Here is a 13,693-nt window from a genome sequence, read left to right as displayed (position 1 = left end):
GCACATTGGCGGATGGCGTCGTTGCCTTATCTGGCCTACGTATTCATCTTCCTTTCCCTTCGTGATCTAACGCAAGAATTTAAACTTGCATTAACTTTATTTTAACTTAAAGTATCACCTGTAATGCATTTTACTTTCGAATGAAAGATTGCGAGGTTGATATGACGATTACCTTTACCCACGAAACGCTCCCTGCCGACCCGAAAGCGGCCATTCGCCAGATGAAACAAACGCTACGCGCGCAGATTGGCGACGTCCAGGCGGTGTTCGACCGCCTGAGCGCCACCATTGAAGCGCGGGTTGCGGAAATTAACGCCCTGAAGGCGCAGGGACAGCCGGTGTGGCCAATCATTCCCTTTGCCGATCTGGCGGCGGGCAACATTAGCGAAGCCACCCGCGCCGAGGTGAAGCGCCGCGGATGTGCGGTGATTAAAGGTCACTTCCCGCGTGAACAAGCGCTGGCTTGGGATCGTTCAATGCTCGACTACCTCGATCGCAACCATTTCGATGACGTATATAAGGGGCCGGGCGATAGCTTTTTCGGTTCACTTGATGCCTCACGTCCGGAAATCTACCCGATTTACTGGTCGCAGGCGCAAATGCAGGCGCGTCAGAGTGAAGAGATGGCGCAGGCCCAATCGTTCCTCAACCGCCTCTGGAAAGTGGAAAGCGAGGGTAAGCAGTGGTTTAACCCGGATATCAGCGTCATTTATCCGGACCGTATCCGCCGCCGCCCACCGGGCACCACCTCCAAAGGGCTCGGAGCACATACCGATTCTGGCGCGCTAGAACGCTGGCTACTTCCGGCTTATCAACAGGTGTTCGCCAGCGTCTTTAACGGTAACGTCGAGCAGTACGATCCGTGGAACGCCGCGCACCGTACTGACGTGGAAGAGTACACTGTCGATAACACCACCAAATGCTCGGTGTTCCGCACCTTCCAGGGCTGGACGGCGCTGTCGGACATGATCCCGGATCAGGGGCTGCTGCACGTGGTGCCTATTCCGGAAGCGATGGCCTATGTGCTGCTGCGTCCGCTGCTTGACGACGTACCGGAGGATGAACTCTGCGGCGTAGCGCCAGGGAAAGTGCTGCCGATCTCCGAAAAATGGCACCCGTTGCTGATAAGCGCACTGACCTCTATTCCGGCGCTGGAGGCCGGTGATTCGGTGTGGTGGCACTGCGACGTGATCCACTCGGTGGCGCCGGTGGAGAATCAGCAGGGCTGGGGGAACGTGATGTACATCCCCGCCGCGCCAATGTGCGAAAAAAACCTCGCTTACGCCCACAAGGTGAAAGCGGCATTAGAACGCGGCGCATCGCCGGGCGACTTCCCGCGTGAAGACTACGAAGCCGACTGGCAGGGCCGCTTTACGCTCGCGGACCTCAATATTCACGGTAAACGTGCGCTGGGCATCGACGTCTGATTATCGTACAACCCCTCCCGTTCAACGGCGGTGTGCCCTTTTCCGGGGCGCACCCGCCGCACCGATTCCCGAACCGCCAGCCGCCCATGTAGCAGTAACGATCCTACCGGCGCGTCGGGACGAATCAGCCGCTGTTGCAGCATCTGCACCGCCTCAACGCCCAGTTCGTCGCGCGGCACATGAACCGCGGTGAGCGGCACGTCCTCAATGGCCGCCAGGTTGAAGCCATCGATACTCATGACCGAGACGTCCTGCGGCACCCGCAGCCCGCGCTGACGCAGGGCGTTAACGGTCCCTGCCGCCATAAAATCACCGCCCACCAGGAAGGCCGTCGGCAATGGCCGGCCATCGAGCGCATCCAGCCACGCGCCAACCTTTTCCTCGGCAACTTTGGCGCTAAAGCTGCTGATATTCAGCAGGTCGCGCTCGTGCTGAAACTCAAGGTTGTGCTGACGCCACGCCTCTTTAATGCCAGCCAGTCGCTGTTCCATGGTGTAACGGCGCAGACACATGACGTTCATGACCTCCCGATGGCCCATTTCAAACAGGTAACGCGCGGCGAAAGCGCCAATCATCCGATGATCCGGCGCAATGGCCGGCAGACGCATGCGTTCATCGCGGCAGTTAATCAACACACAGGGCTTCGCGAGATCGGCGGCAAGATCGTGAATATGCGGATCGTCAATGCCCAGCAGAATGGCCGCCTGCGTCTCCGCTTCGTTCATGCGCGACAAAAACAACGTAGGATCGCTGTCGTTCTCTTCCAGCGCGCAGTAGCGCAAACGCACCTCGTGTGGCGAGAGCGCTTTACTGATGCTCTGGATCACACGGTAGTAAAAGATGTCGGACCGCTCATCGAACGCCCGCGGCGGCGCAAAGACAATCAGGCTATTGAGCAACATCCTTCCTGCCGCCATACCGTCCATCACCCCAAGCTCACGCGCGCAGGTCAACACCTGCTCGCGGGCGCGAGCGCTGGTATTCGCTTTACCCGCCAGCACGCGCGAAACGGTGCTGGCAGACAGCCCGGTTCGGGCAGCAATCTCGGCGATTTTCAGCTTCTTTTCCATTTTGTGATCTGTCTCTAATTCGAAAATGAAAGAATTTTCATGACAAAAATGCCTTATTTGGCAAGGCATGAAAGACCTATACGTAATGTATATCAGTCATTCATGAAAAAACGTGCACAAAACCCGCTTTTCCCAACCTTTCATGTCTTCTAAGGTGAATTGGTAGAACAACTTCCATACAAGAACGGTGGAAGTGAACAACAATAAAATTGATAAATATCAAAATCTTACCAAAAGTGGTGTGACAACTCCCCACGTAGTTGCCCACCGTTTCTGACATCATCCTGTGGAGATCCCTATGAGTCAGGGCATCAATAATGAAATAACAACCAGCAAAACTCGCCGCGTTGTCAAAAATCTGCGCTGGTGGATGCTGGTGCTTTTTTTACTCGGCGTCACCGTCAACTACATCACCCGTAACTCGCTGGGGATCCTGGCACCAGAGCTGAAAGACAGCCTCGGGATCACTACCGAGCAATATTCCTGGATCGTCGGCGCTTTCCAGATCGCCTATACCCTCTTCCAGCCATTGTGCGGCTGGCTGATTGACGTTATTGGCCTGAAGCTGGGCTTTATGATCTGCGCCAGCCTGTGGGCACTGGCCTGTTTACTGCACGCCGGTGCCGGTAATTGGCTGCATCTGGCGCTGCTGCGCTTCTTTATGGGCGGCGCGGAAGCAGCGGCTACCCCGGCCAACGCCAAAACCATCGGCGAGTGGTTCCCGAAATCGGAACGCCCGGTAGCAGCGGGTTGGGCTGGCGTGGGTTTCTCGATTGGCGCGATGCTGGCACCGCCAATCATCTATTTTGCCCACGCCTCTTTTGGCTGGCAGGGCGCGTTCATGTTTACCGGTATTCTGGCGCTCGCATGGGTCGTACTGTGGTGGGCGTTCTACCACAACCCGGATAAACACCCGAACCTGGGCAAAGCCGAGCTGGACTATATCCGTCAGGATAACGAAGCGCCGCCGGTGAAGCTGCCATTCCTGACCGCGCTGAAAACCGTGGGTAAAAACAAACGCTTCTACGGTATCGCTATCCCGGCCTTTATGGCAGAACCGGCATGGGCCGTGTTTAGCTTCTGGATGCCGCTCTATTTTGCCAAGCAGTACAACATGGATCTCAAGCAGATCGCCCTGTTCGCCTGGCTGCCCTTCCTGGCCGCCGACCTCGGCAGCGTCGCGAGCGGCTATTTAACCCGCCTCTATGTGCGCCTGTTCGGCTGCTCACGCGTCAACTCCACCGTGGCCAGTTCCGTCACCGGGGCATTCCTGATGGTGTCACTTGCTGTCGTGGCGGTGACGAAAGATCCGATCATCGCCGTGGTGCTGATGTCGATTGGCGGCTTTGGCCACCAGATCATCTCCTGCATGCTGAGCGCACTGGTTGTTGAATCGTTCGACAAAGGCCAGATGGCGACCGTTAACGGTATGCGTGGTTCCGCCGCATGGATTGCGAGCTTCCTGTTCTCACTGATTATTGGGGTGACTGCCGACAAAATCGGTTTCAACCCGCTGTTTGTCGCCATGGGTTTCTTCGACCTGATTGGCGCCGTCTTCCTGGTCGCATTTATTGCTGAACGCCGCGCGAAACGCGCCTGATAGTGGATGTAAATATGAAAACGCTGAAAAACTGGACCCTACAAAAACAGTCTTCCCACCACGTCGAGCTGCTGGTCGACGGCCAGCACACGCTGTGTCTGTATGTGCTGGAGGAGAATCTGTTCCGCGTACTGTTGAAACGCAAAGGCGAACTGGCGCTGGACCGCACCTGGAGTATCGCCCCCGAGCAGGACGTCCCCTGGGAGGGCCGCAGCCGTGAAGATCTCAGCGGTTTTAGCCTGCCTGCCTGGACGCTAAACCAACAGGACGATAGCGTGATTATCGCCACTCAGTCGCTGCGCGTCACCGTCCACCAGCCGCTGTGGCTGGAGTGGCACTACCGCAACGCCGAAGGCGAGTGGCAGCCGCTGGTCAATGACCGTCCGACCAGCGCCTATCTGGTGAATGCCCACGGCGATGGCGTGGCGCACTACCAGAGCCGCCGTAAGGACGAGCGTTTTTATGGCCTGGGGGATAAAGCCGGTGATTTGCAGCGTAACGGCAAGCGCTACGAGATGCGTAACCTGGATGCGATGGGCTACAACGCGGCCAGCACTGACCCGCTGTACAAACACATTCCGTTCACCATTACGCGCCGTGATGACATCAGCTTCGGGCTGTTTTACGACAACCTCAGCAGCTGCTGGCTGGATTTAGGCAACGAGATCGACAACTACCACACCGCTTATCGCCGCTGGCAGGCAGAAGCCGGTGATATCGATTACTACCTGTTTACCGGCGAGCGCGTGCTGGATGTCACCAAAGCCTTCGTACGCCTGACCGGTAAAACGCTGTTCGGGCCGAAATGGAGCCTGGGCTACAGCGGCTCAACCATGCACTACACCGACGCGCCGGACGCGCAAAATCAGCTGATGAACTTTATTCGTCTGTGCGACGAGCATGCTATCCCGTGCGATTCGTTCCAGCTCTCTTCCGGCTATACCTCCATTAACGGCAAGCGCTACGTCTTCAACTGGAACTACGACAAAGTGCCGCAGCCAAAGGTCATGAGCCAGGCGTTCCATGATGCAGGTCTACATCTGGCGGCTAACATCAAGCCATGCTTGTTGCAGGATCACCCGCGTTACAACGAGGTGGCGGAGAAAGCGCTGTTTATTCGCGACTCGGAAAGCGACGGTCCGGAGCGTTCCAGCTTCTGGGACGATGAAGGTTCGCACCTCGATTTTACCAATCCGCAAACCGTGGCCTGGTGGCAGGAGGGCGTCACTACACAGCTGCTGGAGATGGGTATCGATTCCACCTGGAACGATAACAACGAGTTTGAAGTATGGGACGGTGAAGCGCGCTGCCACGGCTTTGGCGATGAGATTGCGATTAAGCATATTCGCCCAGTGATGCCGCTGCTGATGATCCGCGCATCAATGGAAGCGCAGGAGCGCTTTGCGCCGAACAAGCGCCCGTATCTGATCTCCCGTTCCGGCTGCGCCGGGATGCAGCGCTACGTGCAGACCTGGAGCGGCGATAACCGCACTAACTGGGACACGCTGCGCTACAACATCCGCATGGGGCTGGGGATGAGCCTGTCCGGTCTGTACAACCTGGGCCATGATGTCGGCGGCTTCTCCGGCGACAAACCGGACCCGGAGCTGTTTGTCCGCTGGGTACAGAACGGTGTAATGCATCCGCGCTTTACCATCCATTCATGGAACGACGACCACACGGTGAACGAACCCTGGATGTATCCTGGCGTGACCCCGGCGATTCGCAGCGCGATTGAGCTGCGCTACCGTCTGCTGCCGTATCTCTACACGCTGCTATGGCAGGCGCATGCCGACGACGAGCCGATGCTGCGTCCGACTTTCCTTGATCACGAACACGATGCGCAGACGTTTGAAGAGTGCGATGACTTCCTGCTGGGCCGCGATATTCTGGTCGCCAGCGTGGTGGAAGCCGGCGAGCGCGAACGCCGCGTCTGGCTGCCGGACAACGAAACCGGCTGGTACGATTTCTACACCGGCGCGTGGTACAGCGGCGGACAGTCGATTGTCGTCGATGCGCCGCTGGAGAAACTGCCGCTGCTGGTCCGCGCGGGCGCAGGCCTACCGCTGAGCGAACGTATTACCTACGTGAAAGCAGAAGAAGATACCTTGCGTGAGCTGAAGCTGTTCCCGGTTAAAGGAATCGGCCGCTCTTCGGGCCTGCTGTTTGAGGATGACGGCGAGTCGTGGGGCTACAAAGAAGGTAACGCGCTGTGGCTGGAGTGGGAGATGGTCTGCACCGCCAGGACGATTGACCTGAAGGTGAACGCACGCGGCGATTATCGTCCGGCATGGGAAGCGTTAAAAGTGACGCTGCCAGAAGGAGAAAAACGTCAGCTGTTGATTAACGGCGAAGAGAAAAGTGAGTGGGTACGAGGATAACCCCTCACCCCGCCCCTCTCCCCACTGGGGAGAGGGAGCAAACCGCATTGTGCGGCTTGCAGGAGCAAGGTGTTTTAATTTGCACCTGACGGTTCCCTCTCCCTTTGGGAGAGGGCCAGGCTGAGGGAAATTACTCCACCCCTTTGCTACGCAGGTAATCTTCGTAGTTACCGCTGAAGTCCACCACGCGTTCCGGCGTAATCTCAATCACGCGAGTCGCCAGCGAGCTCACGAACTCACGGTCGTGAGAAACGAAGATCAGGGTACCCTGATACATTTCCAGCGCCATGTTCAGTGATTCGATCGATTCCATATCCAGGTGGTTGGTAGGTTCATCCATCACCAGAATGTTCGGTTTCTGCATCATCAGCTTACCAAACAGCATACGGCCCTTCTCACCACCGGAAAGTACCTTCGCCGGCTTCTTGATATCGTCCTGGCTGAACAGCAGACGACCAAGGAAACCGCGCACTACCTGCTCGTCATCGCCTTCCTGCTTCCACTGGCTCATCCAGTCGAACACGCTCAGGTCGTTATCGAAATCTTCGGCGTGATCCTGCGCGTAGTAACCGATGCTGGCATTTTCGGACCATTTCACGGTGCCGTTATCCGGCGTCAGTTCACCGACCAGGGTTTTCAGCATGGTGGATTTACCCACACCGTTGGCGCCGATGATGGCAATCTTCTCGCCAACTTCCATCATCAGGTTGAAGTTTTTAAACAGCGGGCCGTTTTCAAAACCTTTGGCCAGCGCTTCCACTTCCAGCGCATTACGGAACAGTTTCTTATCCTGCTCGAAGCGGATGAACGGGTTCTGACGGCTGGATGCCTTCACTTCGTCGAGCTTGATCTTGTCAATCTGACGGGCGCGGGAAGTCGCCTGGCGTGATTTAGAGGCGTTGGCGCTAAAGCGGCTGACGAAGGATTGCAGGTCGGCAATTTGCGCTTTCTTCTTGGCGTTATCGGCCAGCAGACGTTCACGAGCCTGGGTAGCTGCTGTCATGTATTCGTCGTAGTTACCGGCGTAGACGCGCAGCTCGCCATAGTCGAGATCCGCCATGTGGGTACAAACCATGTTCAGGAAGTGACGGTCGTGCGAGATGATGATCATGGTGCTGTCGCGTTCGTTCAGCGTCTGCTCCAGCCAGCGAATGGTGTCGATGTCCAGGTTGTTCGTCGGTTCATCGAGCAGCAGGATGTCCGGGTTAGAGAACAGCGCCTGCGCCAACAGCACACGCAGTTTCCAGCCTGGCGCGACTTCGCTCATCGGGCCGTAGTGCTGATCCAGCGGAATGCCGACACCCAGCAGTAGTTCACCGGCGCGCGCTTCAGCGGAGTAGCCGTCCATTTCGCCGTAGAGCACTTCGAGATCGGCCACTTTATAGCCGTCTTCTTCGCTCATTTCAGCCAGACTATAGATACGGTCGCGCTCTTGCTTCACTTCCCACAGCTCGCTGTGGCCCATGATCACCGTATCAAGTACGGTGAACTCTTCAAAGGCGAACTGATCCTGACGCAGCTTACCGATACGCTCATTGGGATCGAGAGACACGTTGCCCAGCGTCGGCTCTAAGTCGCCGCCGAGGATTTTCATAAAGGTGGATTTACCGCTCCCGTTGGCGCCAATCAGGCCGTAACGGTTGCCGCCGCCAAATTTGACGGAGATATTTTCGAACAGCGGCTTACTGCCAAACTGCATGGTGACGTTGCTGGTAACTAACACGGGAGTATCCTGAAGAATGTGACAAACTCCCTATTATGCCACACTTGCGAATAAAAAGCGCCCGCCTTCGCCAACGGCTAAACTGTAACGCAAGTGAAAAAAATGTGATTTCGTACACATCCGAATTCCCAGTCGCATCGAATGCACATATAATGCGCTGCAACCAACAGTCTGAATTCTCAAACAACCGCCGTAATGGCACTGATACCTCGCACAACATGAACATGAAATTAACAACGCTTTTCGCTGCGGCGCTCGCTGTCGTAGGTTTCTGCAATTCGGCCTCTGCGGTGACGTATCCGCTGCCGACCGACGGTAGCCGTATTATCGGACAGAATCAGGTCATCACGATTCCTGACGATAACAAACAGCCGCTGGAATACTTCGCCGCCCAGTACCAGATGGGGCTTTCCAACCTCCTGGAGGCTAACCCAGGCGTCGACACCTACCTGCCGAAAGGCGGCAGCGTGCTGAATATTCCTCAGCAGCTGATCCTGCCGGACACCGTGCATGAAGGTATTATCATCAACAGCGCGGAAATGCGTCTATACTACTACCCGAAAGGCACCAACACGGTGATCGTGCTGCCAATCGGTATCGGCCAGTTGGGTAAAGATACCCCAATTAACTGGACCACCAAGGTAGAACGTAAGAAAGCCGGCCCGACCTGGACGCCGACGGCGAAAATGCACGCTGAATATGCCGCAGCAGGCAACCCGCTGCCGGCAGTGGTTCCGGCTGGCCCGGACAACCCGATGGGTCTGTACGCTCTGTATATTGGTCGTCTGTATGCCATTCACGGCACCAATGCCAACTTCGGTATCGGCCTGCGCGTGAGCCACGGTTGCGTGCGTCTGCGTAACGAAGACATCAAATTCCTGTTCGAGAACGTGCCGGTCGGCACCCGCGTGCAGTTTATCGATGAACCGGTTAAAGCGACCACGGAGCCAGACGGCAGCCGCTTCATTGAAGTGCACAACCCGCTGTCTACCACTGAAGCGCAGTTCGAAGGTGGTGAAACTGTTCCGGTTGTCCTGACCAAAGCGGTACAGGCGGTGACCAGCCAGTCCGACGTTGACCAGAGCATCGTTGACCAGGCGGTGAAAAACCGTTCCGGTATGCCGGTTCGTCTGAACTAAGTCAACCAGACGATCAAAAAGGGCGGGTTAATCACCCGCCCTTTTTTTATCCGTTATTGACGATCACAATCCCCCCGTGATCGTAGCGATAGTGACAGTGCGCATACTCCAGCGGCGTGCCGTCATCCAGATAAATCACCTGTTCCACTTCCAGAATCGGGTCACTCGCGTCACAGTTCAAATGCTGCTGATCCAGCTCGCTGGGCTTCAGCGCGCGCACCACGCGATAAGACCCCATCATCTTCAGACCAAGATTGTCCTGCACGTAGCGAAAGACCGAGTTTTCGAGATGTGATTTACTCAACCCCGGCACCAGCGACACCGGCATGACCGTAATATCCAGCGACAGCGGCTCGCCGTTCAGCAGACGCAGGCGCACAAAATCGTACACCGGTGAATCGGCGTCAATCAGCAGCGATGCCTGCTCTTTCTCGCTGGGAAAACGGAGCTCAAAGTGAATCACCTGGCTTGCGACCTTGCCCAGATGTCCCCAGGTTTCCGTCGCCCCGGCGTAGTCGCTGCCGTGAATGTCCCACTGTGAGAGCTGGAGGAAGTTCTTGCGAATAAACGTCCCCTGCCCCTGGCGGGTATAAACCAGCCCTTCAACAATCAGCTGGCGCATCGCCTGCTGAATGGTCATCCGGCTGGTACCAAATTCGGCGGCCAGCGCAAACTGGTCGGGCAATGGCTCAGCGGCGGGATACTGCCCACTGATAATCCGTTTTTTAATTTCCCGCGCTATCGCGATGTACTTCGCTGCCATCACCCGCTCCTGTTGTTACATCTCTTCGCCATTGCTATGAATGGCCCGTTTCAGCCAGTCATAGCTTTTCTTCGGCACACGTTTGAGGTCTTTTAAATCGTGGTTTTCACGGTTGACGTAGACCACGCCATAACGCTTACGCATGTCGCCCTGCGAGCTGAGAATATCAATAAGCCCCCAGCCCAGATAACCAATGACCTGCGCGCCATCTTCAAAAATCGCCTCTTTCATAGCGTTAATATGATCGCGATGATAGGCGATACGGTAATCGTCGGCGATCGGATTTTCTCCATCCCAGTGTTCTATCACCCCAATACCGTTCTCAATCGGGAACACCGGCAGACGCCAGTCATTGTAATAGCGGGTAATGATACTGCGAAAACCGAGCGGATCTATCTGCCAGTTCCATTCGGTGGCCTTCAGGTGCGGGTTTGGTTTGTCGCCGAACAGCATATAGTTGTTCACCGGCGTGCCTTCCGGGATAGGGTCGCTGTCAAGGGTACGGCTGGCGTAGTAGCTGAAGGCCATATAGTCGTTCTTCATGGTCGCCAGCACCGCCAGGTCTTCCTCGCGATAAATATCGTCAAAGCCGGACTGCTTAACGAAGTGCATCACTTCCGGGCTGTAGCCCTCACCCGCAAAGACGCGCAGCAAATTCTGATTGAAGAATTCGTCCAGTTGCTGCGCACAGAACACATCGCGCGGCTTGCAGGTAGCCGGATAGACCTGGGCGTGCGCCAGCATGCCCCCCATCAATTTACCCGGTTTGGTTTCATGCAGATAATTCGTCAGATGCGCGTGCGCCATCATCACGTGATGCTGAATTTCATACAGCTCACGTAGGGTTTTCTCACCGCGCATATAGCCGGAAATAAGGAACGTTTCCGGCATATGGTAGAGGTTCTGTTCGTTAAAGGTCAGCCACCATGTCACCTTGTCGCCGAAGCAGTCGATCACTTTTTTACCGTAGCGGATAAAGGCTTCCATCACGCGGCGGTCGGTAAAGCCGTTGTATTTTTCCGCCAGCGCCAGCGGCATATCAAAGTGGTACAGGCAGATCATAGGCTCAATGCCGCGTGCAATCAGGGCATCGATAAAGCGATCGTAGAAGGCAATGCCCTCTTCGTTAAACTCGCCATCACCGGTTGGGCACACGCGGCTCCAGGCGATCTGGAAACGGTAGCAGTTCATCCCCAGATCTTTCATCAGATCAAAATCTTCTTCGTAGCGATGGTAGGAGTCAGTCGCGACCTTCCAGTCGGAAGCAAACTCTTTTGGCTCGCGGATATCGTATACCGACATCCCTTTGCCGCCTTCATTCCAGGCACCTTCGGTCTGCATGCTGGAGACGGAATTCCCCCACAGGAAGTTGGCGGGCAGTGATGGTTTCATGATTCGACTCCTATATGACTAGTCATTTAAATTTCATGACTAGTCATATACCTCAAAGTCGAAAAAGTGCGCAACCCTGAAGATCGTTTTTTGTGAGATGAGTGAGAGTATAGAGCGGGGAGGATCGGCGATGTAGACCGAATAAGGCAGCGCCGCCATGCCAGACGGCCTGATGGCGCTGCGCTTATCAGCGCCTACACGCGGTTGAGGATCGCGAACAGCCCGTATCCCGCCACCGCCGCCCACAGCAACATTGGGATCGAGTAGAGGTGGAAGCGCCACCAGATACGTCGGTCTGCGGCCATACGCAGGGCAATCAGGTTAGCCAACGACCCCGGCAGCAAGCCAAATCCGCCGACGTTCACCGCCCACGCCAGCAGCATCGACGGCGGGACATAGTTAATCAGCAGGATGGTTGACGGCACGTTGCTAATCACCTGCGATAGGCCAATGGCCGTTAACCACAGCGGCACGCCGGACAGCGTACTGACGCCGCCGAGGGCGTGTTGCAACACCGGCAGTTGAGTCAACAAATGCACGTCGATAAACATCGCCATAAAGACCAGCAGCAGCGCCCAATCGACGCTGAGCACCACGCGACGCGCAAGCAGCAGGAAGCCCGCTGCGACAATTGCCAGCCCCCACAACTCTTGCTTCATCTCCAGCGCGGTCAGGAAAATCAGATAAAACGCCAGGCAACTCCACACCAGCAGCGGCTGCCATTCAGGTGTGCGATCGCTGCTTTGAAACACCAACTTTTTCGCCGGGAAGCAGCACCAGCACAGCACCAGCAGGGTGGCCATCATCGCCAGCGCCAGCGGCAACATCTGCAGAGTAAACGCAGGGAAAGAGAGCCCCGAACGCCCCCACAGCAGAATGTTTTGCGGGTTACCGATCGGCGTAAGCAGCGAACCGGCGTTAACCGCCAGCGCCTCGAAGATAATCAGTCGATTAATTGGTAGTGCGCACCACTTTTTCAACGTCAGGGTGAGCGGCACGACGATAAACAGCGCCACATCATTGGTCAAAAAGGTCGAAAGCAACGCCGCCGCCAGCACCATAAAGAGGGCCAGCTGACGCTCGGTGACAAAACGGCGCGCCATTTTTCGCCCCAGAACATCAAAATAGCCGCTCTGCTCAACCCCTTTGGTTAGCAGCATTAGCCCGCTTAGGGTAATGATGGTGTGCCAGTCAATCGCCGCAGGCCAACTTGCGGGGGCGAAAGGAACAAAAAAGCTCAGCAGGATGCCGACGAGAATGAGCAAATGCAGAAAACGGTCGTGCGCCAGCGAGCGTATAAAAGGAAGGTTCATTCCACGAATTGCCCGTGCTTCAGGGTAAACTGACGGAACATGTCCAGCGTCTCTTCGCTAACATGGTGCTCAATACCTTCAGCGTCACGACGGGCGGTATCCGCGCTGACGCCAAGTACCAATAGAAAGTTTTCGACCACCTGATGGCGTTCACGGCTCTCCTGAGCCAGCTTTTCCCCTTCCGGCGTCAAAAATACGCCGCGCCAGGGGATCTGTTCGATCAGCCCAACGCCAGCCAGACGCTTCAGCATTTTCGCCACCGTTGGCTGAGAAACGCCCAGACGCGCTGCCATATCGACCTGACGCGCCTCACCCACTTCACGAATCAAATCGGAAATCAGCTCAACGTAGTCGTCAATCAGCTCGCGGCGATGCGCTTCACGCACCTGGCGAAACCCTTCCACGTGCTCTTCAACGTTAACCAGTTGCGTCACTTTTTTTGTGATTGGCGTACCTGCGCGACGGCCCATAAAGCTTCCTCATCTGTGCGACGCCTGAACGCGTCATATCAAGTCCGCTCATTGTAATGGATTGTGACCCAAGCACAAAAATTTAACGTTTTAGCCATAGCTATAAAATATAGCCTGTGCTATATCTGTATGTAATGCGAACGCTCATCACGGATTGACGGGCCAGAAGGCAGGAGGAACCATGAACGAATTCAAGAGGTGTATCAGCGTGTTTAGCCACTCTCCTTTTAAAGTACGCTTGATGTTGATCGGTATGTTGTGCGACCTGTTCAACAACAAATCCAAACAGGACACTCCGTCCCGCTAAGCGGCGTCGCGACGCCGCTTCATCATGCTGTCATCATGTGCTGGCAACCTACCCGTTTGCGCCCAAAAACCGCGTTTATTTTCTGGTTTTGTAAGCGCCCTCCCAAAA

Annotated in this window: 11 protein-coding genes; 5 read left to right on the top strand and 6 right to left on the bottom strand. The window is 55.9% G+C overall.

From position 1 onward, the window contains the following. Nucleotides 1–161 precede the first annotated feature (161 nt). On the top strand, nt 162–1,427 hold the full coding sequence (locus tag K7B04_RS12980; RefSeq protein ID WP_223802208.1) for a DUF1479 domain-containing protein: 1,266 nt from the start codon (nt 162–164) through the stop codon (nt 1,425–1,427). Here K7B04_RS12980 and K7B04_RS12975 read toward each other — a convergent pair. Continuing rightward, nucleotides 1,394–2,497: a LacI family DNA-binding transcriptional regulator gene (locus K7B04_RS12975; RefSeq protein WP_223802207.1), complete on the bottom strand. Its 1,104-nt coding sequence runs from the start codon at nt 2,495–2,497 to the stop codon at nt 1,394–1,396. The two genes, K7B04_RS12980 and K7B04_RS12975, sit on opposite strands and share 34 nt — an antisense overlap. A gap of 298 nt (nt 2,498–2,795) precedes the next feature. Between K7B04_RS12975 and K7B04_RS12970 the strand changes: the two genes are divergently transcribed. Together K7B04_RS12970 and K7B04_RS12965 are read left to right on the top strand one after the other, a co-directional pair. After that, nucleotides 2,796–4,097, top strand: a complete 1,302-nt coding sequence (locus K7B04_RS12970; RefSeq protein ID WP_167576341.1) for an MFS transporter — start codon at nt 2,796–2,798, stop codon at nt 4,095–4,097. Nucleotides 4,098–4,111: 14 nt separating this feature from the next. Then, entirely contained in the window at nt 4,112–6,478 is a 2,367-nt protein-coding gene (locus tag K7B04_RS12965) for a glycoside hydrolase family 31 protein (protein ID WP_223802206.1), read from the top strand. A gap of 130 nt (nt 6,479–6,608) precedes the next feature. Here K7B04_RS12965 and K7B04_RS12960 read toward each other — a convergent pair whose 3' ends face one another. Beyond that, nucleotides 6,609–8,201, bottom strand: coding sequence for an ABC-F family ATPase (locus K7B04_RS12960; protein WP_167576343.1), 1,593 nt, complete (start codon nt 8,199–8,201; stop codon nt 6,609–6,611). Between the two features lie 218 nt (nt 8,202–8,419). Here K7B04_RS12960 and ldtB point away from each other — a divergent pair, with 218 nt between their 5' ends. Beyond that, complete coding sequence (gene ldtB, locus K7B04_RS12955; protein ID WP_163447123.1) at nt 8,420–9,340, top strand: L,D-transpeptidase; 921 nt, start codon at nt 8,420–8,422, stop codon at nt 9,338–9,340. A gap of 46 nt (nt 9,341–9,386) precedes the next feature. On the opposite strand, the gene K7B04_RS12950 is transcribed toward ldtB, so the two are convergent. The 4 genes from K7B04_RS12950 to mntR form a co-directional block, all read right to left on the bottom strand. After that, nucleotides 9,387–10,103, bottom strand: a complete 717-nt coding sequence (locus tag K7B04_RS12950) for a GntR family transcriptional regulator (protein WP_167576344.1) — start codon at nt 10,101–10,103, stop codon at nt 9,387–9,389. Nucleotides 10,104–10,118: 15 nt separating this feature from the next. Continuing rightward, a complete protein-coding gene (locus tag K7B04_RS12945) occupies nt 10,119–11,495 on the bottom strand; it encodes a glycoside hydrolase family 1 protein (protein WP_167576345.1) in 1,377 nt (458 codons plus the stop codon). Between the two features lie 194 nt (nt 11,496–11,689). Continuing rightward, nucleotides 11,690–12,808: an anion transporter gene (locus K7B04_RS12940; RefSeq protein ID WP_223802205.1), complete on the bottom strand. Its 1,119-nt coding sequence runs from the start codon at nt 12,806–12,808 to the stop codon at nt 11,690–11,692. Continuing rightward, on the bottom strand, nt 12,805–13,278 hold the full coding sequence (mntR, locus tag K7B04_RS12935; RefSeq protein WP_065355588.1) for a manganese-binding transcriptional regulator MntR: 474 nt from the start codon (nt 13,276–13,278) through the stop codon (nt 12,805–12,807). Before mntR ends, K7B04_RS12940 begins: the two co-directional genes overlap by 4 nt. A 181-nt stretch (nt 13,279–13,459) precedes the next feature. Between mntR and mntS the strand changes: the two genes are divergently transcribed. Continuing rightward, entirely contained in the window at nt 13,460–13,585 is a 126-nt protein-coding gene (gene mntS, locus K7B04_RS12930) for a manganase accumulation protein MntS (RefSeq protein ID WP_065355587.1), read from the top strand. Nucleotides 13,586–13,693 lie beyond the last annotated feature (108 nt).

The sequence above is a fragment of the Kluyvera sp. CRP genome, assembly GCF_019930565.1.
Taxonomy (GTDB): Bacteria; Pseudomonadota; Gammaproteobacteria; order Enterobacterales; family Enterobacteriaceae; genus Kluyvera; species Kluyvera georgiana_A.
The sequence above is the reverse complement of the archived record's forward strand: the minus strand, read 5'-3'. Positions and strand labels throughout refer to the sequence as shown.